Source organism: Dyadobacter chenhuakuii (genome assembly GCF_023821985.2).
Lineage (GTDB): Bacteria > Bacteroidota > Bacteroidia > Cytophagales > Spirosomataceae > Dyadobacter > Dyadobacter chenhuakuii.
On record NZ_CP098805.1, the window covers coordinates 2,969,665 to 2,994,085 of the forward strand.

A 24,421-nucleotide genomic window follows, 5' to 3' on the forward strand; every position below is an offset into this window, starting at 1 on the left:
ATTTTTTTACCGCTTAACCTAGCACAAAAAACATTGGGATCACATCCGAAATACTATTTCAGGCTGTATGCGGAGCCAGATGCAAAAAGGGATTTATCTAATTTGTAAAACGTCTTTTGGCCGTTGTTGCTTACGTCCAGAATCCCCATGTCATAAGTTCCGGGAACGAGGTCGTCCTCTCTCAGGAAAGTGTTGAACCCTGCTTTGTAATAGTGCATTTTAGTGATGATTTCCTTTCTCGAATCTATTTTCGGATTGGCATTCAAGAGATGTATCACACGCGTTTTCTGGTCTCTCAAAACCAAAAAGCGATCACCGGCGAGGCCTTTTCCTCCGGGAGCAGCATTGCTTGCCACGAAGTAAGCGGTAAGGTGTTCGACGCCCTGCCGCACGACCCTTTCAATATCCCAGTCCTCCACATAAAGCGCGTAATTTCTGGCAGCCGTGGCGTTCGCGTTAAACATGGAATCCAGCTCGTCGCGCTGAACGACGGCTTCCGGCAAGTGGAAAAATCCTTTTTCGTAGCCTGGTATCAGATAAAAGCTGCCATTCCTGATGATGGTCTTTTCAACCGAAAACATATTGCGGTTTGTTTTCCAGTTGTATACATCAGCGAGATAAGTCGTTCTTTTGATCGCAACCGTGCCTGTAAATTTGTAATAGGAATAAACGCAATAGAACACGCTCAGCGCTGTAATGGTATAAAAAACCGCTTTCCTGCGAAAGAATGAGCTGTAATCCAGCAACAGAATATAAAACATCACGGTCGACAGCGACGCATAGATCTGGAACCGGCTTGCTATGGTGCTGCCCGCCCACGAACGGAAAAGCGCAATCACCAGACTTGTTATAAAAATGAATGCGAACAACGCCAGCAGCTCAGCCGTCCCGGGTTTAACATTGACGGGCTTGTTGAAATAGATTGCGGCCACGCGCCAAACAATGTATACCATAAACGCAATGATAACTGCGCCCCAAATTGCCGACAATAGCTCCGGAAACGCCCATAGCGACATGGCCGAACCAATAAATCCGAAAAGCGATGAGAAAAACACCCCCAGGTCCTTAGGAAGGCTGACGGCCTGCCCTGATTCGTAACCCGCCAGGTAGATCACCAGGCAAAGGATCATGAATCCGCCTGAAATAATGGCCCGCTTGAAGTCCTTGAAACACAGGAAATAGAATATGATCGCAGGAAAAGATAAGATTCCGTTCCCATGTGTAAAAGTGGCCAGAAAGCAGCAAAGCATCGCGCCGTACAGCGACAGATTGGTGCGGCGGGAAGCCAGTATAATAGCGCTGACCGTGAATGCCGTCAGGAACGAATGCTGCATTCCGTTCAGTGCCCAGCCAGAGACATCGTAATAAAGCGGCTGGAAATACAGGAAAGCGGCAGGAATGAAATAATAAAGCGGCAGCCTGGTCTTCTTGTATTGCAGGTAAATGAAATAGAAAATGAATGTTACATTAATCGAAACAAGCAAGATATAAAACCGGAAGTTGAGATGCCCGGTGATGGTGTATTCGATAAGGGCGATAAGCCTCGGCACCACTGCCTTATGGTCATTGAATGTTCGGAAGAGCTCCGTGATCAGGCCAAGAACACCTAGCCCGCCCTGGGAAACCACTTCAATGAATTGGATTAAGAGAAAATCGTCCTGGTAGGGGAAGTTGACGGAATAATAAAAATTGTAAAATAAGTATACAAGAATGACCAAGCATATAACGACACCCGAGAGAAATCGTGACTTCATATGAACCGGAAAGTGAATTGAATTTTGTAGCCCTGATTTATTTAAACCCAGCATTTATCAATTCAAAACTAAACCATTATAACCGGATTCTTAAATTTCAACGCCTTTTTTACTCGCGGGCGAATGCGGAAACCGGATTGGCGCAATACAAAAAAGAGCGGGCATAACGCCCGCTCCAAGTGATTCCAAATGTTTCTTTTGCATTAATCCACAACCACTTTATGCCGAACCTGCTTGGTGCCATAATCTGCATTGAGAATGTACAAGCCGGGTATTAACCGCGTTTTTGCCTTCACATTCAGCTGATCCGGGCTGGTTTTTTCGGTGGTTACGGGAACGGTCCTGCCGGTAATATCGGTGAGCGTCACCGTGGGTGCCGCACCGGAATATTGCAGAAAAATGGTGCCCGAAGTGACAGGGTTCGGATATAGCGTTAGCTTCTCAGCATTTTCAAATGCGGCTGAAATGATCCGCGAATAAGCAAACGTGTCGTCCTGATCCACCATTTTCAGGCGATACAGGTTTTTGCCATTCACCGGAAACGAATGGACAAAATGGTAGCTTTTCAAAACCTTGCTTTCTGCCGCTGCGTCCACTTCTCCTATCTTTGTCCACTGCTTTCCGTCCACGCCATGCTGGATCTCAAAATGATCGCTGTTGGTTTCTTCGGAAGTCTGCCAGTGAAGCGAAACCGCGTTTTCTTCTTTCTTCCCATTGAAATTAATGAGGTTCACGGGCAGTGGTGCTGCATTAACGGCTGAGATATAGAATGTTGAAAATCCGTTTACGTTAAATCTTATCCTCCAGAGATTGAGTATGCCATCCCACTGAATGTCATCGTCGTTCGGGTCGATCGTAAAATCCGGGTTGCCGGGTTTCATGTCGCCGTGCCATTGCAGGATCCTGAGGTTAGCCCGGAACCGGTCGGAATCCATTGCATTCTCAGGCAGCTTTACTGTACTCATGGCATTGAAAGCCGTAAGCTCTTCCTGGCTGACATATAACGTAATGTTGGCACTTGTTGGGTTAGTGCCGCCCGGAGTCAGTTTGAAATGGCGTTGCACATAAGGCTGTCCGTCGTGCGAGTTCACCTGGTTATCAATGTCAACTTTCGCTGTAAAGTTATTGGTGCCGTTCGTGAGGCCGGAACCTTTAACGGTGGAGATCAACTTGCAGTTTGCATCCGTCATATGCACGAATTTCCCGTCCGGAATGATGGAGGCTGACTGCTGTCCGTTGCCGGCAAGTGAAAGATCTTTATAAAAGCAGCCCGGCTTCACCACATCATTTTGCATTGTGAAGTTGATGGGCCTTCCGCCACCATTGTCAAAAGTGTTTCTCCACCGGATGTAAGCGTCGCAGTCGTTCCAGTAAGTATCGCGTACTGTACGGCAGCCATCACTGTCGATCATGCTGGACAATGTGAAGGTGTTTGAATTGCTGGGTGCAGGATTGATCACAGTCTTGTTGGTTACCCAATTGGAAGCGAGCGTTTTCAATGCATTAACCGCACTGGGAGACTTCAGGGCATTTTCGAGATAGAACATGGTTACCACATGGGCGCCGTGTGTAAAACTTTCCGTTGTAATGCTTTCCACCGATTCCATTCCCGTCACATAGGCCGCTTCGTTCACGTAGAGTTTCCCCGGCAGATTGGACCGCACCAGATCTATCGCAAAACGGTGATCATAATATACTTCATCATTGATCTTGATACCATCCAGGTCTGCACCGATCTCGTTAAAATGAAGCGTGCCCCTCGACCGAGCAATCTTATCGTAAACCGATCCGTGGTGCGTGATCACTTTTGTATTAGGACTTACACCTTTGACCGCGTTCTTGAACAGATTATTAGTCTCTTTTAAAATCAGCGTCCGAAATGTAAACCAGTCGGTTCCGTCGGGGCCGGTGAATGTGGAACCGGAAGGCCGCTTTGGCGAAACCTGGTCGAATGACGAATGATTCGTGCCCCAGGCAGCATTCAGATATTCGATATGTCCATATTTTCCTTTCAGCCAGTTCCTGTATGCATTGGTCATGGGCTGCGAGTAATCCGTCAGCGCATTGACCATATCGAGCTGCTGCTCATAGTGATATTTTGTAGAACCCATATCAAACTCACCTTCACCCTGGCGTGAGTATATCAGGTTCACATACAGCAGATTGTTCTGATCCTGCAAATATTTGTAACGCTGCATAACCTTTGCTGCAAATCCGGAAATGCGGTCACGCGTGGATTGCGCAGCAAGCGAAGTCATTACAAATTGCAGGTTGATGTTAGGCCTTATCGGACCGCCTTGCTTTTGAAAAACGGCTTCCTGCCCTTCATAGTTAACCACCAGCATGCGCTCTTCTTTTTTCCATCCATCACCCGTATCCACACCATAGCGGTCGGAAATGCTGTTTGTAACATCATCGCCGGTGCTGACAGCAATGTTAAGCGCTATTTTCATCCCCAGCGAAGTGGCCAGGGAAATCTGGTCATCATACTGCTTCCAAACATTGTAATCGGCTCCTTTCTCGGCTTTCAGAATCCTGGAAATTTTTCCTTCAATAGTTCCCCATTGCACCGTAAGTGCCACAGCATTGAATCCAATGTCCTTCGCCGCCTGAATGGTTGGCAAAGACGCATTGTCATTTTCATTGACCATGGAAACTGCGAAGTAGCGGGGCTGCTGAGCTGATAAGTCGAGCGGGGAAACAAAAAGGGAAAGAGAGAAGAAAAGAGTACTAGCCTGCCATTTTACGAATATACGTTTTCTCATATTTTCAAACACCACATTTACAAATTATTCGATTTTCAAATGTAAGAAATTCTACAAAATAGCATCGCTTTTTATTCATTTTTAAATAATATTAAATGAAATAATACTATAACCGCCGAGTTACAAACGAAACGCAGATGAATTCGTAAACCAAAAAAAAGGCTATTTCCCCTTCGGAAAATAGCCTTTTTGTATAAAGCAATGTAGTCTACATTTTTTCCAGCGGATGCTCTTTCAGCAACTGGTCAGGAGAATAAAAGTCTTTTTTGCTCTCCGTTGCGGCCCTTACCTGCTTCACTTTTTCAGGCATGATGGCGGGGCCTTTGTTTCCAAATGAATTCCTGACGTAAGTAAGCACGGCAGCCATTTCATCATCATTCAGCAAGCCGGCAAATGGCGTCATAGGCACCTGACCAGGATATTTCTGTCCATTGACCTCAATCGGCCCCAGCAATCCTTTCAAAGCCAGCTTGATCAACCGCTCATCGCTGCCCAGCACCCAAGGGGTGCCTGCCAATGGCGGGAACCCGGACGCTGTAAGCCCCTTTCCGTCAGGCTGATGGCAAGTTGCACAATATCCTTCTTTTGCATAAATAGTTTTGCCTAATGTATACAATTCGAGCGCTTTGCCTTTCAGTGCCGTTTGCGTCACTTCCTGCTTTTCTTTTTTCATGTTCTCACCATTAAGGTGGGCGAGCGCGCCTTCGTATGCATGGATCGTCCAGTCATCGAGCGGCAACTTTTTCGCCTCTGCCAGCACAGCAAGCCCTTTCTCTTTTTCGATCCAGGAAGCAGCGACAATGGCCACAAGCCTAACCCGGCTGTTTTCGTCCCGTGCAGCCTGCATCAGCAGGTCGGCCTGATCCGGCACCTGATGGCCCGTGTAACGCACAACTTGTACGGCCGCGGCCCTTGCATGATAATCCTTTGCCTTCAAAACCTGCTTCAACAGCTTCTGATCCACTTTATTAAGGCCCCATGTTACCCATAATCCTTCCAGCAGGTGGTGTTCGTATCTTGGATCATTTTTATCCAGTCCGGCAACCCACTTGGTAATTTTTGGCAGCACTTCCGAAGCATTACGGCCTCTGAGTTCACGTCTGGTCCTGTATCGCGTGCGGTATTCTGGCAATTTCAGGTTTTCCAAAAGCTCATCAATGCTGGCGCCATCCACTTTTGCTGGCGTTACCAACGGGCGCGAAGGATACGTAACACGGTAAACGCGGCCGTGCGAGTGATCGCGCAAAGGATCGCGGGCATTGTGCTGCATGTGACCGATGAGGATATTGTGCCAGTCGATAAGGTAAAGGGAGCCGTCGGGGGCGAATTCCATGTCCACCGGACGGAAATTGCGGTCTTCGCTTACGATCAGGTCCATGCGGTGCGTGCTTTTGTATCCCGTGCCATCGTCCTTTAATGTATGCTCTTTTGTCCCCAAAAAACCAATCGTGTTATTGATCAGAAAGTCGCCTTGCAATTCATCCGGGAAATGGCGGCTGGAAACGAATTCCAGACCTGAAGTGGGCCTTACCCTGTGTTTTTCTTCTATCAGCTGAACCGATTTATGGTTGGCTTCTCCGTAGCGGGGCAAAATGGAGCCCGGCAACATCCATCGCACATCCGGACTGGAAGTTTCAGCGAAAAACGGCTGTCCCCAGTCATCAAATGCAATGCCCCAGGGATTTGGGATCGAAAGCTGCGCGGTGCGTTCCAGTTTCCTTAGTTGCGGCGCATATCTGTAAAATCCACCATTCGTCGCCCGCACCGGCCCGTAAGAAGTTTCAACATTGGTATGCAAAAACACCCCTTCACCTGAATAAATAGCGCCCGAAGGGTCAACCGTAAAAGCGTGGCTGTTATGGTGCGTATCGTGATCGTCGAATCCGCTGAGCAGGATTTCACTTTTATCCGCTTTGTCGTCGCCATTCGTATCTGTGTACAATTTCAGATTTGTTCCCTGCGAAATGTAGACGCCTTCCGGAGCGATCTCAAAACCAAGCGGCAAATGCAGCCCATCTGCAAAAACGGTTTGCTTATCCGCTTTTCCGTCGCCATTGGTATCTTCCAGGATAATGATCTTGTCATTCGGTTTTGAATCGCCCGGCTTGTAATGCGGGTAACTTGGCATGGTCGCGATCCACAGACGGCCTTTGTTGTCAAATGACATCTGCATAGGCTTTGCCAGATCCGGAAATTCCTCTTCCGAAGCGAAAAGCTCGATTTTATACCCTTCCGGCACTTTCAGCTTGGCAAGAGCATCTTTCCCATACAAATATTGAAGGCTTCCGTTTTTCTCAGGATTAAAATTCGTTTTGACCGGAGGCAGGGGTTTCGTGTTTTTATCTGCCGCCGCAAGGTCCGTTTTCTGGCCTTTCGATGCTGCCAGCCAGATCGCCTTGTCCCGGATATCCGTCATTTCACGGATTTTCTCTATTTCAGCAGGATAATTATCAGGACCGAAAGGATTGTAACGACGGCCATAAACGTGGACACCATTCGGGATCTTGAAATCATTGTGCCACATCCAGTTCTTCTCATCCACAGCGTCCTTCACCATTTTCCGGTTGGCCTCTGCTTTTGGTGATGCTTTGCCAAAAACCTGGTCTGCAAGCAGGACACCCAGTTTTTTATAGCCAGCCTCATTCAATTGCGAGCCGTCAATGGTCAGATCCTCTTTGCTATCGGCATACCATTGCTTCGAAGGCGCAAATGCGTCAACAAAAAGCACATTGTTTTTTGCCGCGATTTCCTTCATTCCTTTTGCATAAAGCGCCAGGTTCTCATTTTCCTTTTTGCCATTAGGAAGGTCGAATTTGGCTGAAAGATCTTCGAAAGCGATCGGCGAGACGATGGCCAGCTGAGGCGCTGCGGCTCCGTTGTATTTCTGGCTTAATGTATGTTTGATAAATGCGTCCAGCTCAGCCTTGTAATTTTCAAGTCCCTCTTTTCCCTGAAATGACTCGTTATAGCCAAAGAATGCAATGATCACGTCCGGTCTCAGGCGCGTGAGCCACTGATCCGGCGTGTCCAGATGTCCCTCACTTTGCGATGGGTTGGCCAGTTCAGTCTGGAACTTTTCAGCTCCCGGAAAGGCCCATGGCAGGTTACGGCTTGCGTGCGGCCGGAAACCAGGGGTGTCGCCACCATCGCACATATTGCGGATGTAGAGCATTTCCTCGGGATACCGCACGTGCAGCTCCGTTTCGAAATTATCGTAATTCATCATCCGCGAACCCAGGTTGTTCCCCAGCAATACAATGCGGGAGCCCTTTTTAATGGTTAATGATGCTGATCTATTGAATTGAAAGGCACTAAATGCGATAATGATCAGTCCGAACACAATGAGCGATGTGTATATACTGATTCTTTTGGGTTTAGACATTTCGGTTGATAAGCTTTAAGTGGGGATTTAGGATGTATTATTTCAATTATTTTGCTTCTCTATACTGCACATTAATGTCCATTTTACCTTTCCATTTTGGGATTTTCATGCCTAATTCCCAATGTATGGCGTTAATAACCAGCCTTTGGAAAGATTCAATCTTAAAATCGTCGGGATGGCCTAATGTGGTCATGAAGATCTTTGCACCAAATGAATTGGTCCCGGTCCAGGCAACCGGATTTTCAATTGCTTCCTTATCCGGGTCAACAGATTTGCCCATTAAAAGCAATGTTGAACCTTTGGTAGGATAATCAGGAAGGACCCTGTACAACCAGGATCTTGCGTGAAATGGTGTTGTAACACCTGTTAAAATCGGATTCTTGGCCTGATCCGGAATGGTTGTTACATCCGTGCTGCTATTATGGCCGTAATGGGTATGCTTGGCAGCGCCGCCCCAGCCCGGAGGCGAATTCAGCGCAAACTCCCCGAATGCATTCCACTTCTCATTTTCATTTCCCTTAGGATAATTAAATGCATGGGTGGTTGTCCGGAAGCCCATTAATGGCTTTTTCGATTTGAGATAGGCATCAATGTGCGCCAGTTGTTCTTTGGGAAGCTGCCGCCAGCGAAGATAAAAAACGGCAAGATCGGCATCCTTCAACGCTTCCAGGCCTGGAATGTCATTCTCACTGTTGGGCCCGGGATAAGCTTTGAGGACAATGGCTTTCATACCGTAGTTCTTTTCAAGTTCGGCGGCAATGATCGGCAGCGTTTCTTCGCCGCTGTACTCATGGTCGCCTGTTACAAACACGACAACCGGCTTTCTATTTTTAGTAGTGGATTGGGCAAATGTTGTGTTAATGTGCAGCAAAACGCCAAACAACAAAGCGCAGAGAACGAAGCAACGCTTACGTACATTCATGGTAAAGAGTTTTAGGATCAAAGTGGGACTGTCAGGATATAACGTAAAATACGGAAGAAACTACTGTCTTTCTAATGAAGACTGTTTCATCCAATTTTTCCCTTACTTTTTCATACAACTTTAAAAAAAGCTGAATCCCAGTGAAACAGAGAACCTGGAAAGGTCCACGCTGTCGTCTTTTGACAAATGAAGTGTCTCTGTATTAATGTCCGTCTTGCGCTGCAGACGGAACACTGCGCCCATCATGGCAGAACCGGTGAGGTTGAGCGCAAATTTCCGGCTGAAACGATGCTCCGCCCCTACACTCACGCCCCAGCCCATTGTTTTGCCGTTGAATGTAAATGCATTGTCTCCAACCTGGGTATGGTTGCGATATGGCTGGTAACCAAGTAATAATGAGGTTAAGATGGCATTTTTGGGGTTTTTCATGATCGCCTTATGAATGACTTCACCGCCCAGAAACTGGATTGCAACATCTTCTGTCATGACATTGCCTTGGCTGGCTTTGCTTTGGTAACGGTCGTATTTAACACCAAAACCCACCTTTTTCCAGGGAAAGTAAGCCACTTCGCCCCCATAGGAAATACCGGATTTGAAATCTTTCACGTAACGCTTCCGGTCGTTGTCGAAAATGGGCCGGGATCGGAAAACGCGTTGTCCATAACCGCCATTGACACCAAACTTCCATTTGCTGTCCGCTGTCTCTACCTCATTTTTCACCGTTTCCTGCGCACAGAGAGGCATACAGGGTAGGCAAATGAGCAGCAGCAAAATGATTGTTATGTTTTTCATTACGTGAGTAGACCTGAAACACAGTTCCCAAAACTACTGATTTAGCAGGAAAGTCGGGAGGTTGGGATTCTGATATTTGTCAAATGGCGGGTTTTATGCCGTTTGCTTTTAATTTATCCACAATAAAATCGCCAATCGCTTTGCCCTGGCTCTGGCCGTTTTCAATCGCATCGCGGTAATGTATGCCGCCGTACAACCTGGAAATGGCCGCTTCCTCGGCAGCTTGCCTGAATGATCTGAAATCACGTGTGGGCAGGTCAAAAATCACTTCTGTATCGTCCCTGAAAGAAAAATTATCACCCAAAAGATAGGTTAATGTTTCCGCCACGGCTGTGGAAATTACGCTGTGGCCGCTTGTGTATTCGGGAAAAGGCGGCGTTTGCAGCAGCGGTTGCCACTTCTGGTCGATGTAGCGGGTGATCACGGTTTCGGGGCGGACGCGGCTGCTCCGGTATTTTTCGTCCCAGCAGCTGATGAAAGAATCCAGCAGCGTCGCCGCCGTCAATGCATGCACCATAATGCCTTTATCCAGATCCAGACCTGCTTTTGTGGTGGCAATGCTCGTAATGTTCATCCAGTGCCCGCCCGGGCTTATTTTTTTAAAACCAATGGACATATGACCCGAAGTGTTGATCGCGAACGGGTTACAATCCCAATAGGAAGCGATAAAACGCTCTTTTTCGGTCATGTTCCGGCCTACGTCATACACTTCTTTGGAAAGCCGGTAAAATTCACTGGTGCTATCCTTACTGAACGCAACCGGCGGCTTTGGCAAAAACTGATTGCACGAGTCGATCATCATCGTGCGGATGGTTTTCCAGTGCGGCTCGATGCCTTCCATATATCCCGGGGGCGTCGGATACCAGTATGCCTCGCCTTTTTTCGGACGGTAGCGCAGCCTGGTGCTTAATTTCAAATAACCATCTGTGTTGGCGTAGGCAACGGTTTGTTTGGCTACTTCCTGGGCAACGGCAATTGCCTGATCAATGGTTTTTTGAGCATGTCCCTGCCGGAGCAACGCTATAATGAGCTTTTTCTGGTTCTCTTCCAGCATATAACCCGATGGAAGAATAAGCCTGCCTGTTTCGAGAATGCAGTAAAGCGCGGCGATCTGGTAATTATAGCCAGGTGCGGCCGTAATGCTCGCGGGTTGAATGCCCGGGATGAATTTGGTGGGCGGCACGATCTGCTTGTTGTGCTGCGCTACAATGTCATAAGCGCCCATGAGGCAATAAGTGTAAAAACGGCTCGCCGCCGGCGGGTTAACCACATCATGGATCATCACCATTGTGACCGAAAAAACGGCAGGCTGCAAGTGTGTCCGTAGCTCAGCTTTTGTCTTTTGTGCCACTGCGGCCTGGCTCACCAGTAATGCCAATATGAAAAATACCCGGATCACTTTGTTCTTTTGTAAAATTGTAATGACTCATTAAATGCACCCACAACCAGACAAGGCGCTTTATTAATGTCAATTTGAATGCAGGATTTCACGTCGCCCGTCACCGATAAACCCGAAAGCGGCTGTGGAATGTAAGCGAAACCACCTTTGCCGTCCCCTACTAGCAGACAGCCGTAATTTGCATCCATACTGCCGATTTTCAGCCGGTTATCGGTCTTGTTCCCCATTAAAAGCAGGTCTGTCTTCCCATCCTGGTTATAATCACCGGATGCGATCATGGTCACAGGTGCAAACTGCGCCTGCACGGGCAAAGGTTGTTTTTCAAATGTTCCGTTCTTATTCAAAAAGCACACGGAACGCATTTCCGTTGCTTCCAGCCTGGTTGCGTTGCTAAGTTCCTCATTCGAAAACACATTGGTGATGGAAGCATTTGCATAATCTTTATAGTAAGGAAATTTCTTACGCATAGGATAAATCTGATCATTCAGTTCATCGCGGCTGACGAAGGGATAGGATTTACCCTGAACATAAAAACTGAAAAAGGGATCGATGGAGCCGTTTTTGTCAAAATCCGCATAATAGAGTTCTGCCGGTTCCTTTTCGGATGCTTTGATCTGCGTGTTAAGGCCCATATTGCCAGCCACAATGTCCAGCTTACCATCCTGATCCAGATCGCCGATGAAAAGCGATGACCAGAATCCGGATTCCTCCCGTTTGAAGAACTTTAATGTATTGTCTGTGAAATCATTATTACTGAAAGAAAAGACTTTTATTGCCATCATTTCGCCGCAAATAACGAGCTCAACATTTCCGTCCGCGTCCAGATCCGCCCATTGCGCGTCGGTAACCATGCCTATTTTGAAAAACGGCGAATCTTTGACTTTGTAATTGCCCTTTCCGTCATTGATCAGCAAGTAGGAAACCGGCGTTTCGGGATAGCGGCCCGGAATGATGCGGCCGCCGACGAAAAGGTCCTGATCACCATCTTTATCAAAATCAAATGCGCGAACGCAGGATTTACTGCTGGATTTGAGGTTGGGCAGTGATAAAACCGACAGGTTGAGCTTGCCTTTCCCGTCATTGAGATACATTTCATCCTGTAAGGAAATCGTGTTCGGCTCAAACATGGAATAGCCGCCTTTGGCCACATACAGATCGTCAAAACCATCGCCGTTCGCATCAAAGAAGATGGCGGAAGTGGCTGCGGAAATATTCTCGTCGCCAACGGCAAAATCAGGCATTTCACTGAATGTTCCGTCTTTTTGCTGCAACCAGATTTTCGCCTGCTTATTCTGATCGCCACTTACAAAAACATCGTCCAAACCATCCTTATTCAGATCCCCCTTCGCCACAATCGGGCCGGTTTGGGAATACATGGATAACATTAATGGCTGACGCTTGAAATCATTTTCATTAAAACCTTCGTGCTGATATGTAATGCTGCTGTTTTGTTTTTGAAAAACAGGCGCATTGGTTTTAGCCGCTAATGGCTTTGCATTGGCTTTGCCCGCCTTCTCGATAACCAGTAATTGGTTTGCTTTTACGTTTTGTAATAACTCAACAGCTCCGCCAGGCCAGATCACTTTCACAGAATCAATGGTGGTCGTTTCCCCTAACCCAAAATGCAGCCGGGTGGGTGTGCACGACAGATAACCCCGGTTGGGATTTACTTCCTGATATTGTTGTGTGCCTTTTGTATAAATGTAAACTTTCGCTCCTACCGCATTTTTGTTGGCAGCATTGTCTTTGAGCTTAACCTGAAACCAGGCGTTGCCGGTTTGCTCCTGTTGCATATTCTGGTATACAAATGCCGGATCATTAATGTTGTTCACAACCAGGTCCAGGTCGCCATCATTGTCCAGATCCGCATAAACCGCACCGCTGGAAACCGCAGGCTGCGCCAGTCCCCACGGCTCCTGCATTTTACTGAATGTCAGATCCTTATTATTCTTAAAAATATAGTTGGCCAGCTTGGTCGAAGGCATCGCCCGGATCAGGTCCATCAGCAAGAAAGGCTCCTTGTCTACGGCCCTTCTGACCTTGTAATCGCCCCAGTATTTGAGAAAATCTTTATTGGTGTAATCCCTTAAATAGCCATTGGAAACGAAAAGATCCTTGTAACCGTCATTGTCAAAATCCGCCAGCAGCGGGCTCCAGCTCCAGTCTGTATTGGAAACGCCGGAGAACTGGGCTATCTCGCTGAATGTGCCGTCGCCATTGTTGAGCTGCAACATGTTTCGCATATACTGCTTGTGCAGCTTCTGGTTCATCATAAGCTCAAAAGCTTCGTAATTTTCCTGTAACTGCAATAGTTTCTGACGCTGATTATCTTCCGGAAGCATATCCAGCGACATCACATCAGGCAAGCCGTCATTGTTGAGATCAGCAATGTCAATTCCCATAGAGAATTGAGCTAAATGCCTGAAATACTGCTGGGTAACATCCGAGAATGTCCCGTCCTGATTGTTGATATATAAATAATCCGACTCGTTGTAATCGTTGGTCACGTAAATATCCTGCCAGCCGTCCTGGTTCACGTCTGCAATGGCCATACCCAGTCCGAATGTGAGCGGATACTGATGAATGCCAGCTTTTTGCGTAACTTCTTTGAATTGATTTTTCTGATTTTCAAATAACTTATTTCCTGCGAGCATGTCTGTTTCTTGCTTGGCCTTCGCAAGCTCCATATTGTCGATTTTCTTGATGCTATGGTTCAAAAGCATCATATCCAGGTCACCGTCGTTGTCGTAGTCAAAAAATGCTGCTTGTGTGCTATAACTGATATTATCCAGGCCATATTGAGCGGCCTGTTCGAGGAATTTAAGATTTCCCTGATTGATGAAAAGCTGATTTTTTCGTTTTTCATCGGCCACTTTACCTGAGTAGCAAATGTAAATGTCCAGCAGGCCGTCGCCGTTCACATCGGCCATGGTAACACCCGTTTTCCAGCCGTCTTTACGGCCTTCCAAACCTTTTCCTGCTGCATTGGTAATGTCCTTGAATTTTAAAGCCTGCCCTTTCGTCGCGCCAAGATTGAGGTAAAGCTTGTTCGGCCCCATGTTTGAGGTAAAGAAAAGATCTTCGAAACCATCGTTATTAATGTCGCCGACTGCCACGCCGCCGCCATTGTAAAAATATTCGTACGACATCACATTCTGGCCTTCATCCTCGGTAATGGTGTTGATGAAGTTGATGCCGGTTTGTTTGGCAGGAAGCAATTGGAACAAAGGCTGCTGCGCTCTGACCGCAGCAAAATGAAGAGTCAGAAACAATGCAAAAATCAGGTAACGATGGAGCCTTTTTGTATGCATTAATCTATTGTGACTGTTTAAAAAGAGGAAGATATGTTGTAAAATAAAAAACTTCAACGAAAGGTTGAAGTTAAAACTTAGTGCAATCAATTTTTGGAAAGCGGTAAGAAAATTTACATTTCTTACCGCTTTAATTTTATTTATTACTTATCCCACCAGATGCGTGAAACCCAGTTGTCTCCGCTGAAAAGTCTGCCTACTGCTTCGCTATAATTAGCTCCGTTCTGAGCAGCCTCCGTAGTTGGGTAAGGCTGTCTTCTTGGAATTGCTCCTCCTGAGAAGTTACCTACATAATTTACAGGTTTCAACTCAGGGAAACCGGAACGCTTCCAGTTGTTCCATGATTCTGTAAAGTTGAACAAAATACCGGTTGTAGCCCATATCTGCTCATTGATCTGCTTCAAAGCATTGGCAGGCACAAGCGGGTGAGCCGTTGCGTAAGCATCAGCTACCGCAGCCGTGATCACAGCACCTTCGCCATATTTGCCAAGCGACTGAATACCGGCAGATACGCCATTTTTATAATGCGCTGCTGCCGTTCCGCCAACTGCATAACCTCTTGTTACAGCCTCTGCCAGCAACAATTCTGTTTCTGCATAAGTAAGTACGAAAAGCGGTGCACTTCTGGTCCGATAAATGGAAGTAGGACGGGAATAACGGCCGATTGGCGTTACGTTTGCGCCTGCTCCGGTGCCGCCAGGATAACCTGCGCTTTTAGAGATATCGGTTGCGCCGCCATTCAGGTCATAACCATTTGGAAGACCCAACTGAACTTCGGGAGCGCTGCTGCCAGAGGAAGTCAGTGCCTGATTAGCCGTCAATCCAGCCGCAGGAACTTCTGCAATCCGGCCTAAGCGCGGATCATTTGTGGCTTTCAGATAATCAATCATTGTCTTGCTCCATCTTACCTGATAAATGTCAGCTGGTGTAGACAATGCTGCTCCGTTACCATTGTTATAGCCATTGGCTTCGTCCATAATGATATAGGCATCATCCGCAACGCTTGCGAACGTGCCGCCGGCGGCTGCTTTCTCTGCATAAGTCTTCGCTGTTGCCGGATCTGCCTTTGTCAAACGCATCGCCAGTTTCAACATCAGCGAGTAACCATACTTTTTCCATTTAACAATGCTTCCTTCATAACCCTCGAAAGAATCGTTGGTTGGAATGGCTGCATCTGCATTCAAAGCACCCAAAGCTGTTTCCAGTTTGGTCAGCAATGACTTGTAAACCGCTTCCTGCGTGTCATATGCTGGCAATGTAATGCCGGTTTTTGCTTGCAAAGCCTCTGTGTAAGGCACATCTCCGTAAGTGTCGGAGATTGTTGCAATGCTCTGCACCTGCATAATGATCGCAATGTTCATCAAGTTCACGAGTGCAGGCTTGTCTTTCGAAAGCTGCTCCATTTCATAGGCAAGGCTGGCTGCACGGAAACCCGTGTTCCATGTGCTTGACAGGTAGGAGTTGGTGTTACTCGAAATCCCGTATTTGTCACCGTTGGAATAATAGTTGGCTGCGCCGGAAGTTGTTGATGCAAGAACCTGCACCCACATGCTCTGGAACAGGATCCCGCCATTATAACCTGCCGTGGCATTCACATAATTATACTGAACCGATGGCAGCAGCAGGTTGGCATCGAAGGATTCGCCGGTTGCTTTTGTCGGGTCGGTGTTCAGCTCGTCAAAGCTATCTGTACAGGACAAAGGAAGCAGCCCTGCCAGAATGATCATACTTATAATACTCTTTTTCATGTCGATTTTCATTTAAACTTGAAGTTTACGTTCACACCATAATTGCGCGTTGCAGGTAAACTGGTTCCTTCGATACCCGCGTATCTCAGGTTAGCACCGAAAGTAGCTTCCGGATCGATGTTTTTGGTTTCTCTTGAGAAATACAGCAAATTCCGACCAACCAGGGAAATGTTCACGGCACGGATCAATGGCCATTTTTCTACCATTTTCGCGGGCAGGTTGTAACCTAATGTAAGCTGGCGAAGTTTGATAAAGTCACCATCTACAACGCTTATTCCCGTCACATTGTTTGCAAGGGCTGTGTAATAAGCTTTTGCAGTGGCTGTAACCGTGTTAGGTGCACCTGTTTCCGTAACGCCTGTTGTCACACCGCCTTCGCGGCCTACCAGAGTCGCTTTGTTCAAACCGTTTCTGTAAGTGTAGTTTTCTGTTGCAGAAAGGATTTTGTTGCCATAGTTGTAATCAACCAAAACACCAAAATTGAAGTCGCCCAACCGGATGTCGTTGTTAAGTCCGCCATACAATGTTGGCAACACCGATCCGAAGCTCGTCAACTTGTCATCGCGAACAGGCAAACCCGAAGCATCTACAATGATCTGGCCATTTGCGTGATACTTGTAATCATATGCACGGATCTGCGGACCAGCCTCTCCTACTACGAACGCCGTTACTGCATTACCCAATGTTGCACGGTTGGAACCCAGGTTAATGTCCAGGTTGTCCTGGTCTGTGCTCAGGATTTTGTTTTTAACTGATGTCAGGTTGAAAGATACATTCCATTCGAATTTCGAAGTTCTTACAGGCGAGCCTGTCAACATTACTTCCAGACCTCTGTTTTGAACTGAACCTGTTCCTACCACACCTCTTACGTAACCTGTTGCGCTGCTGTATGTTGCGGGCATGATTTCGTTTTTCGTTTTCTGATCGTAGTAAGAAACATCCAATCCAAGACGGCTTCCGAAGAATTTCATTTCAAGCCCTACTTCAACTTCGCTTTTGGTAAATGGTTTCAGGAATAAGTTTGGAAGCTCATCGCTGAAATTACCTGTCGGAACGCCATTGAAGGAGTTTCCTACACCATAGTAAATAGCTGTTCCATAAGGCGTTGCAGGCTCTCCGCTCGTACGGGCGTAAGAAGCGCGAACCTTACCGAAGCTAAGTGCAGATGAGTTCAGAAGATCCGTAAAAATGAATGAACCTGTCACAGAAGGTGTAAAAATGCTTCTTGCACTGTTTGGCAGGGTTGAGTAAGAGTCATACCGGCCGGTTGTGCTCAAATTCAGGATGCCTTTGTATCCAAGATCAACACTGTAATAAGCCGACTGAACTTCGCTGTTCTGAACTTCATAGTTCCTGTTGAAATTCACCACGTTGTTCCAGCTGTACAAATAAGGAAGAACAAACGGGCCACCGCCGATCTGCACTTTCTCGTACTGATTTTTACGAAGGTTAGCACCCAGGATCGCGTCTACGGTGAAATCTTCGCCGAAGCTTTTGGTAACGCCCAACAATCCATCTACGTTGATTTCTGTACGCTGTGCATTGGAAAGCTCATCCAGTGCACCTTTACCATTCTGAGAAAAACCTGTTCCCCAAGGAGTTACTTTGAAAATACGGTCATTCGCATTGTCATAACCAACTCTTCCCTGTGCATAGATCCAGTCAGCGAACTGATATTTCACTGCAACAGCAGAGATCAAACGTTTCCGTTTTACGTCATTAACAAACTGGTTAACAACAAAATATGGGTTTGTAACATATTCGTCATCACTGAAAACGATCTCTTTTCCAGTTTCAGGATTGAAGCCCGGCGCAAGAATACGCTGATCAATGTTTGGTGCAAGGAAAATACCGTTGTTGGCATTCATCGGACCATCGCTCAATACAGGCTTGCCTTTGATTTTTTCGTCAATGTAATTGGCCATTACATTAATGCTCAGCCTCTTGGTAATGTTCTGATCAGCTGTAAGGTTGATCGTTTTTCTGCCCAATCCGCTGTTTTCAATGATTGATTTCGTATCAAGATTTGCAAGTGATAAACGGAATGATCCGTTATCGCCGCCTTTGGTTACTGCAACACTGTTTGTGAAGTTGGAACCCATGCGATAGAAATTCTTGATATTGTCTTTCTGAGCAGAGTAAGCATAGTTTTTACCGTCAAACTGGATCGCTTGTGAGCCATCCAGTCTTGCACCCCATGCCTGGCGTGCAGTTTGCTGCGCTGCCACAGCAGTAGTCGGTTTCATACCTGCATCTCCCTGACCGAATTCATATTGAAAATCAGTCATGTTGCGGGGCTCATCCATGGAATAGTTCAAATTGTAATCCACGGAGAAATCGCCTTTTTTCCCTGCTTTTGTTTTAACCAAAATAACCCCGTTGGACGCGCGCGCACCAAACAAAGCGGATGCAGCCTGACCTTTCAGAACGGTCATTGACTCGATATCGTCCGGGTTAAGGTTACCAATTCCGTCTCCGCCGTCAGCACCACCCCATTCTCCTGCACTTCCACGCTGCGTGTTATCCATCGGAACGCCGTTGATGACGATCAATGGTGAACCACCCGAGTTCATACTTGGCATACCGCGCATAAGGATTTTAGCTGTTCCACCGGGGCCGCCGCTTGTTCCTTTTACGTTCAAACCGGCCACACGTCCTGCCAGTGAGTTGGCTACGTTCGTTTCACGAGCTCTTGTCATCACTTCGCCACCGATCGTTGTTACTGAATAGCCCAGTTTTCTGGCTTCTTTGGAAATACCCAAAGCCGTCACAACCACTTCTTCCAGGTTCGCCACGTCAGGTGTCATTTTCACATCCACTACGGATTTGTTACCGATGCTGATCTCTTGCTTCAAAAAACCAATGGAGCTAAAAACCAACACGTCCGTATCCTGCACGCCCGAAATGGAGAAGTTTCCTTCTGCATCCGAGTTCGTTCCCCTCGTGGAACCCTTTACCGTCACAGATGCTCCGGGAAGCCCCCCATCTTTCTCGTCAGTCACCTTGCCCGTTACCGTTCTTCCTTGTGCGAAGACAGATAATGAAGCAAAAAGTAAAAAAACGACAAGTGGAATAAATCCCCCTGAACAACTTTTTAATAGCTTTTCTTTCATAGTTAGGATAAATTAATAGACCAAAATTAGGTTAAAACATGTATCGGCCGAAGATTAAACGCTCGGTCTCATCATTCGGCAAATATCCTAAGTTCTAAGCTAATTAAATAATTTTAAGAAAGCATTAATAGATTTTTATTTTTTTAATGTTAAGTTAATGTTGAAATGATACATTTTAATAACTCTTTTGTCATAAGTGTAGGTGCCCGTAAGTATGCTGGGTTGGGAAGCAAAACCAATTATTTTTTTGAGGCTGGCTTGCGGAGTTGATAAGTAACCAGCTTCGCATTATTCAAAGCTGCCAGTAGCCGGGTTTCCTGCCCGGACGAGACAAGCGCCAGGTCACGGACTTCGCCGGTTGTGAAAAATCCGCTCTGGTATTGGGGAAGATATTGAAAAGAAAGATTGCCTTTGTTAAGAAAAACCTGAATGTAACTGGCGTCGCTTTTCCCGATCCGGACACGCGTTTGTTTGAGGTTACCACCCAGGATGATGTCCGACTTGCCATCCGCATTCATATCAAAAAGTGAAATGGCATAAACAGGAGAAAACTGTGCTTCAATGGGCAGGGGATGGAAAACCAGCTTTCCGTTTTTGTTTTCGAGAATGCCGCTCTTATAAATCTTTGCCGTCAGCTTTTGTGCATTTTTTAATTTTTCTGCTGGCAGCATGTCCGAGAGGCTGGCTTTGGAATAGGAAACGTAGTCGGTGTATTTCTTTTTCAGCGACGGGATCTGATCCAATAATTCATCCCGGCTCGCATAAGGCGCTTCCCGACCGTCCTGCGTGACGGTGATGACCGGGACAATCCGTTGCAAATTATCGTAATCAGCTGCATATAAAGATAGGCTGTCGGGGGAAGTGAGGTTCCATTGCCAGTTTGTCCCCATATTGCCAACCACAAAATCCATGTCGCCGTCATTATCGAGGTCCGCTGGCTTGATGACATTCCAGCAACCGTTTGTGCCAGCGGTTCCGTACATTGTGCTGGCGTCAGTTAACCGGCCGGCTTTGTTGCTGAAAACCTGGATCGGTTTCCAGTCGGCGGTGAGGATCAGCTCGGGATAGCCATCTTTGTTCAGATCTTCAAAAACAGCATCGGTTACCATACCCGCTCTCGCGAGCTGAGGCGCCAGAAGCTCTGTTTGATCTGTGAAATAGCCTTTTCCATTGTTCGTATACAGGAAACCACCTGCACTTTCAGGAAACCTTCCGGGCGTAACGCGGACGCCCACAAAAACATCCAGATCGCCGTCGCTATCGATATCCGAAACGGCTATCGTCCCGGCATTGCCTGCGAGGTTTGGGAAGTAAGTCCTTACAAATGTGCCGTTTACATTGGTATACAACCGGGGCATAGCCATTCTATCCTCCCGATTAAGTTCATAACCTGCACTCACAACCAACAAATCCTGATCTCCATCCCGGTCTGCGTCCAAAAATACGGCTTCGGCATCCTCATATCCTTCCCTGCCTGCAAATTCAGGCTGTGGCGACTGGACGAATTTTCCATTTTTACTGATGAACAAACTTCCGCCCTGCCCTCTTGCGCCGCCAATGTAAAAATCATCTGTTCCGTCGCCGTTAATGTCCTTTTGAGCGATTTTCGGGCCCTGGTAACTGAGCATATTCGGCAGCAAAGTCTGTATCCGGAAATCATTTCTCGCATCCTCCATGTGTGTGAAGTCAACTCCGTCAACCGGCTCCCAGTAAGTGAATGGTCTGACAACTGGCGCCTCGGGAAGCTTTTTAGCATCGCTATACTTCACAATCAAGGACTTGTTCGCTGCCGGATTTTTCAATGTCTGCCTACTGCCGTCTGCCCAGGCTATAACCAGCGAATCGACCCTGCTTTCATTTCTTAGACCAAAATGTACCTGATCCCATTGCGCAGACTGGAAGCCGCGGACGGGCATGAAATGTTGTGTTTGTGTGAGTGAATCGGAATAGAGCGTCAGTTTTGTCCCGGCCAGGAATGCGTACCTGGGCGATTCCAGTTTTACTTTGAGATAGTTGGATTTTAGCTTGGTTTCTGCATTGTTTTTATAAACAAATGCCGGTTGGTTCACATTATTTGTGACAATGTCCAGGTCACCGTCATTATCCAGGTCCGCGTAGATTGCGCCGTTGGATTGATTTGCCTTTTCAAAACCCCATTCCTTGATTTTTTTGGTGAATGTCAATCCTTTCTGATTCTGGAAAATATAGTCTGGTTCGTCAATAGGAGGCATTTCAGCGATAATTTCCATTTGTGTGGGCGTCTTTCCGCCTTGCACTGCCTTCACCTGCACATCCGTTGAGTATTTCAGAAACTCCATATTGGTATAATCGCGGGCATAGCCATTGGACACGAAAATGTCCTTCCAGCCATCATTATCGAAATCGCCCATAAGCGCCGCCCAGCTCCAATCGGTGTTCGAAACGCCTGCTAACTGGCCTATTTCGCTGAAAACGGGCACGCCGTTCGTGTTCACGCCGTTGTTGATTTGGAGCATGTTACGCATGGTCTGGTCATGGAAGCCAGCATTGAGCAGCTGCTGATATTTATCGTAATTGTCATCGCCTGACGTCAGCTTAATGCGTTCGTTGGATGCAGGCAGCATGTCGAGTGTGAGCAGGTCAGTAAGGCCGTCGTTGTTCAGATCGGCCGCATCGGTCCCCATCGAATAAAGTGAAACATGACCCGTTGCCTCCCTGATCACCTCCTTGAATGTTCCGTTTTTTTGATTGAGATACAAATAGTCGTTCTCATTGTAATCATTGGAAATGTATATATCCTGCCAGCCGTCATTGTCAAAATCAGACACATTCACCCCCAATCCAAAGCTCAGAACATTTGAAATAATGCCGGACGAATCCGTTACATTGCTAAACCTGCCACCGTCGTTGCGGAGCAGTTTATTGCCATATGCATCGTTGCGCTGCGCACGGTAACTGGCAAGAAGATTACTAAAACCTGCGTATTTCTGAACAGAGTGATTTAACAAAAAACAATCTGTGTCGCCATCGCGGTCGTAGTCAAAAAATACTGTTTGGGTTGTGTAAGATTTGTCGTCCAGCCCATACTCAGCTGCCTTTTCGGTAAATGTTGGAATGCCGTCGGCAGTTTTACCATTATTAATGTAAAGCAACTTGCTCCTTAGCCGCGGATCCTGCGCGCCGGCGCGTGATACAAAGATGTCGATCCATCCGTCGTCGTTAATGTCCACAACCGAAACTCCCGTTTTCCAGCCCTCGTTCAGGGCTGTTCCTGACTTTTCGGAAATATCGTCAAACTCAAAATCTCCCTTATTAAGATATAATTTATTGGCTACCATGTTTCCGGTAAAGTACAGATCAACGAGGCCATCGTTATTGAAATCCGCCGCTGCAACGCCGCCGCCATTGTAGAAATAACCATATTCGAGCACATTATTGGTAGAGTCCTCGTCAATAAAATTATTAAAGTCGATCCCCGTTTCACCTGATTTAAGTAAAGTGAATAGCGTGTCTCTTGATTGGCATGAGGCCATCAGCAATATCAGAAAGAGGAAGGCGCAGCTATTTTTCATTAATAATTCATACTGATTGGATTACAAAAGAAAGGATTACTTTTCTATAACAAAGAGGCAGGCATATCGCCCGCCTCTTTGCTTCATATTAACACATTTGTCGGATTAGTTTTTATCCCACCATAATGGCGTTGCAGCGTTGTCAGGTCCGCCCAATAATTTGACAGCTTCGTCAACGGCTGCTCCGTTTGTTTCTTTTTCTGAAAGAATGAATGGGATCCGCCTTAAAACTTTTCCTGCAGGCACAGCTGCATTATCAGAGTTTACTACCGGATAAAGCTTAGGAAGACGTGTTCTTCTGTATTCCGCCCAGGCTTCCATACCGTCAGGATATAATGCAAGCCATTTCTGCGTACCAATCTTTTCGCGTTTCTGCGCGTCTGTCGCGCCTTCCTCCCATTTGATGGATACGTCAGACAATGCAGGTGAGTTCTGCTGATCGCCGGGAGCAACAGGTTTTGCTGAACTGTTAATGTATGTAGTCACCGCCGCCCCTGTCAGACCCCATTGGGCCATCGATGCTGTGATCCCTTTTTCATACAAATCCTTTGCAGTACCACCCATGTTCCAACCGTTCAAGGCACCTTCTGCACGCAGGAAATATGCTTCGGCTGTATGCATGATATCCTGTGGTGTTTCAAAGTTGGTATTCCACGCAGCTCCCGATCCGGTTACCCAGCGCGTTCCAACATTTGAGTTGTCATCACTTGAATTCTTAGGCAGACCCAATTGTGTAGGAGTAAGTCCGTTACGCAAACCATCGTACGTTTTGGTATTTGTTGCCGGCTGATAGTAAATCCCGATCCGCGGATCCGAATAACCCTTTAATACAGACTCCATAGAAGCACTCATGCGGAACTCATTCCATACCGCGATACGCGCTAATCCATTTCCATCATCACCGACAAGTTTTTTAACCATGTAGGCATCGTCAGCAACTTCTGTCATCACACCAGCTGCAACAGCAGCCTCAGCCTGTTTTTTAGCTTCGGCAGGATCCACTTTTGAAATACGCAATGCCAGACGCAGACGTAATGTGTTGGTAAACTTGATCCATTTGTTAACATCACCTGCATAGATCAAATCAAAAGTACCATAAGGCTTTGCAGCTGCATTAGCCTTCAAAACGGTGTTAGCTGCATCCAGACGAACAAAAAAGTCGCGATAGATGGATTCCTGAGAATCATATTTTACGCTGATGGCCGGAATACCTGCATCAGAATACGGAACAGGACCATAGTAATCCGTTAACCTGTGAAATGCATAAACCCACATTACATTGGCCAGCGCGTTTTCGGCGGTGTTCGCTTCAGTTTGTTCTAAAATTGTTTTTAACTGAGGCACAACCTGCGTGTAAATCGGGTTCCAGTGATTGACCAACCAGTCGTCACGCATAAAAAAGCGGTCCGTGGGAAAGTATGCAACCGAAGTCGCAAAATACTGAGCGAAAAGGTCAGCGAAAAGATTTTGCGCAACCTGGTAAGTTCCGCTCTGGTACGATGCCTGCTGCTGAGCGCGGGAAAAGAGGAACGGCAACTCGGCAGCTGTAAGCGTGGTGAGCTTGGTCTTGCTCGTGTTCATCTCCTCGAAATCACCGGTACAAGCCTGCATAAGACCCGCTGAGCCGAGTACCATACCCGCTAAGGCAAATTTTCTATATTTATTTAAAATGCTCATTTTTTTA

11 protein-coding genes are annotated in these 24,421 nt (G+C 46.8%); all 11 read right to left on the minus strand.

Going from position 1 to position 24,421, the window contains the following annotated elements; all coding sequences use genetic code 11:
- Window positions 1–53: 53 nt before the first annotated feature.
- Entirely contained in the window at window positions 54–1,754 is a 1,701-nt protein-coding gene (locus tag NFI80_RS12335) for a hypothetical protein (RefSeq protein ID WP_235162892.1), read from the minus strand.
- 203 nt (window positions 1,755–1,957) lie between these two features.
- Window positions 1,958–4,519: a beta-galactosidase gene (locus NFI80_RS12340; protein ID WP_235162891.1), complete on the minus strand. Its 2,562-nt coding sequence runs from the start codon at window positions 4,517–4,519 to the stop codon at window positions 1,958–1,960.
- A 208-nt stretch (window positions 4,520–4,727) separates the two neighbouring features.
- Window positions 4,728–7,901 carry a PVC-type heme-binding CxxCH protein gene (locus tag NFI80_RS12345; RefSeq protein ID WP_235162890.1) on the minus strand — a complete coding sequence of 1,058 codons (3,174 nt, stop codon included), beginning with the start codon at window positions 7,899–7,901 and terminating at the stop codon, window positions 4,728–4,730.
- 46 nt (window positions 7,902–7,947) lie between these two features.
- Window positions 7,948–8,823: a ThuA domain-containing protein gene (locus NFI80_RS12350; protein WP_235162889.1), complete on the minus strand. Its 876-nt coding sequence runs from the start codon at window positions 8,821–8,823 to the stop codon at window positions 7,948–7,950.
- A gap of 120 nt (window positions 8,824–8,943) precedes the next feature.
- A complete protein-coding gene (locus NFI80_RS12355) occupies window positions 8,944–9,615 on the minus strand; it encodes an outer membrane beta-barrel protein (RefSeq protein ID WP_235162888.1) in 672 nt (223 codons plus the stop codon).
- 79 nt (window positions 9,616–9,694) lie between these two features.
- On the minus strand, window positions 9,695–11,014 hold the full coding sequence (locus tag NFI80_RS12360; RefSeq protein ID WP_310587984.1) for a vanadium-dependent haloperoxidase: 1,320 nt from the start codon (window positions 11,012–11,014) through the stop codon (window positions 9,695–9,697).
- Window positions 11,011–14,325 (minus strand): VCBS repeat-containing protein, encoded by a 3,315-nt coding sequence (locus tag NFI80_RS12365; RefSeq protein WP_235162887.1) that lies wholly within the window; start codon window positions 14,323–14,325, stop codon window positions 11,011–11,013. Before NFI80_RS12365 ends, NFI80_RS12360 begins: the two co-directional genes overlap by 4 nt.
- A gap of 143 nt (window positions 14,326–14,468) precedes the next feature.
- Window positions 14,469–16,073 (minus strand): SusD/RagB family nutrient-binding outer membrane lipoprotein, encoded by a 1,605-nt coding sequence (locus NFI80_RS12370; protein ID WP_235162886.1) that lies wholly within the window; start codon window positions 16,071–16,073, stop codon window positions 14,469–14,471.
- A gap of 8 nt (window positions 16,074–16,081) precedes the next feature.
- Entirely contained in the window at window positions 16,082–19,186 is a 3,105-nt protein-coding gene (locus NFI80_RS12375; protein ID WP_235158282.1) for a SusC/RagA family TonB-linked outer membrane protein, read from the minus strand.
- Between the two features lie 239 nt (window positions 19,187–19,425).
- Complete coding sequence (locus NFI80_RS12380) at window positions 19,426–22,737, minus strand: VCBS repeat-containing protein (RefSeq protein WP_235162885.1); 3,312 nt, start codon at window positions 22,735–22,737, stop codon at window positions 19,426–19,428.
- A gap of 105 nt (window positions 22,738–22,842) precedes the next feature.
- Window positions 22,843–24,414: a SusD/RagB family nutrient-binding outer membrane lipoprotein gene (locus NFI80_RS12385; RefSeq protein WP_235158280.1), complete on the minus strand. Its 1,572-nt coding sequence runs from the start codon at window positions 24,412–24,414 to the stop codon at window positions 22,843–22,845.
- Window positions 24,415–24,421: the final 7 nt, after the last annotated feature.

What these genes read in the sequence shown, in the direction of transcription:
- NFI80_RS12355 (WP_235162888.1), bottom strand. Translation starts at nt 9,615, where the DNA reads ATGAAAAACATAACAATCATTTTGCTGCTGCTCATTTGCCTACCCTGT.
- NFI80_RS12365 (WP_235162887.1), bottom strand. Translation starts at nt 14,325, where the DNA reads ATGCATACAAAAAGGCTCCATCGTTACCTGATTTTTGCATTGTTTCTG.
- NFI80_RS12385 (WP_235158280.1), bottom strand. Translation starts at nt 24,414, where the DNA reads ATGAGCATTTTAAATAAATATAGAAAATTTGCCTTAGCGGGTATGGTA.
- NFI80_RS12335 (WP_235162892.1), bottom strand. Translation starts at nt 1,754, where the DNA reads ATGAAGTCACGATTTCTCTCGGGTGTCGTTATATGCTTGGTCATTCTT.
- NFI80_RS12345 (WP_235162890.1), bottom strand. Translation starts at nt 7,901, where the DNA reads ATGTCTAAACCCAAAAGAATCAGTATATACACATCGCTCATTGTGTTC.
- NFI80_RS12340 (WP_235162891.1), bottom strand. Translation starts at nt 4,519, where the DNA reads ATGAGAAAACGTATATTCGTAAAATGGCAGGCTAGTACTCTTTTCTTC.
- NFI80_RS12380 (WP_235162885.1), bottom strand. Translation starts at nt 22,737, where the DNA reads ATGAAAAATAGCTGCGCCTTCCTCTTTCTGATATTGCTGATGGCCTCA.
- NFI80_RS12350 (WP_235162889.1), bottom strand. Translation starts at nt 8,823, where the DNA reads ATGAATGTACGTAAGCGTTGCTTCGTTCTCTGCGCTTTGTTGTTTGGC.
- NFI80_RS12375 (WP_235158282.1), bottom strand. Translation starts at nt 19,186, where the DNA reads ATGAAAGAAAAGCTATTAAAAAGTTGTTCAGGGGGATTTATTCCACTT.
- NFI80_RS12370 (WP_235162886.1), bottom strand. Translation starts at nt 16,073, where the DNA reads ATGAAAAAGAGTATTATAAGTATGATCATTCTGGCAGGGCTGCTTCCT.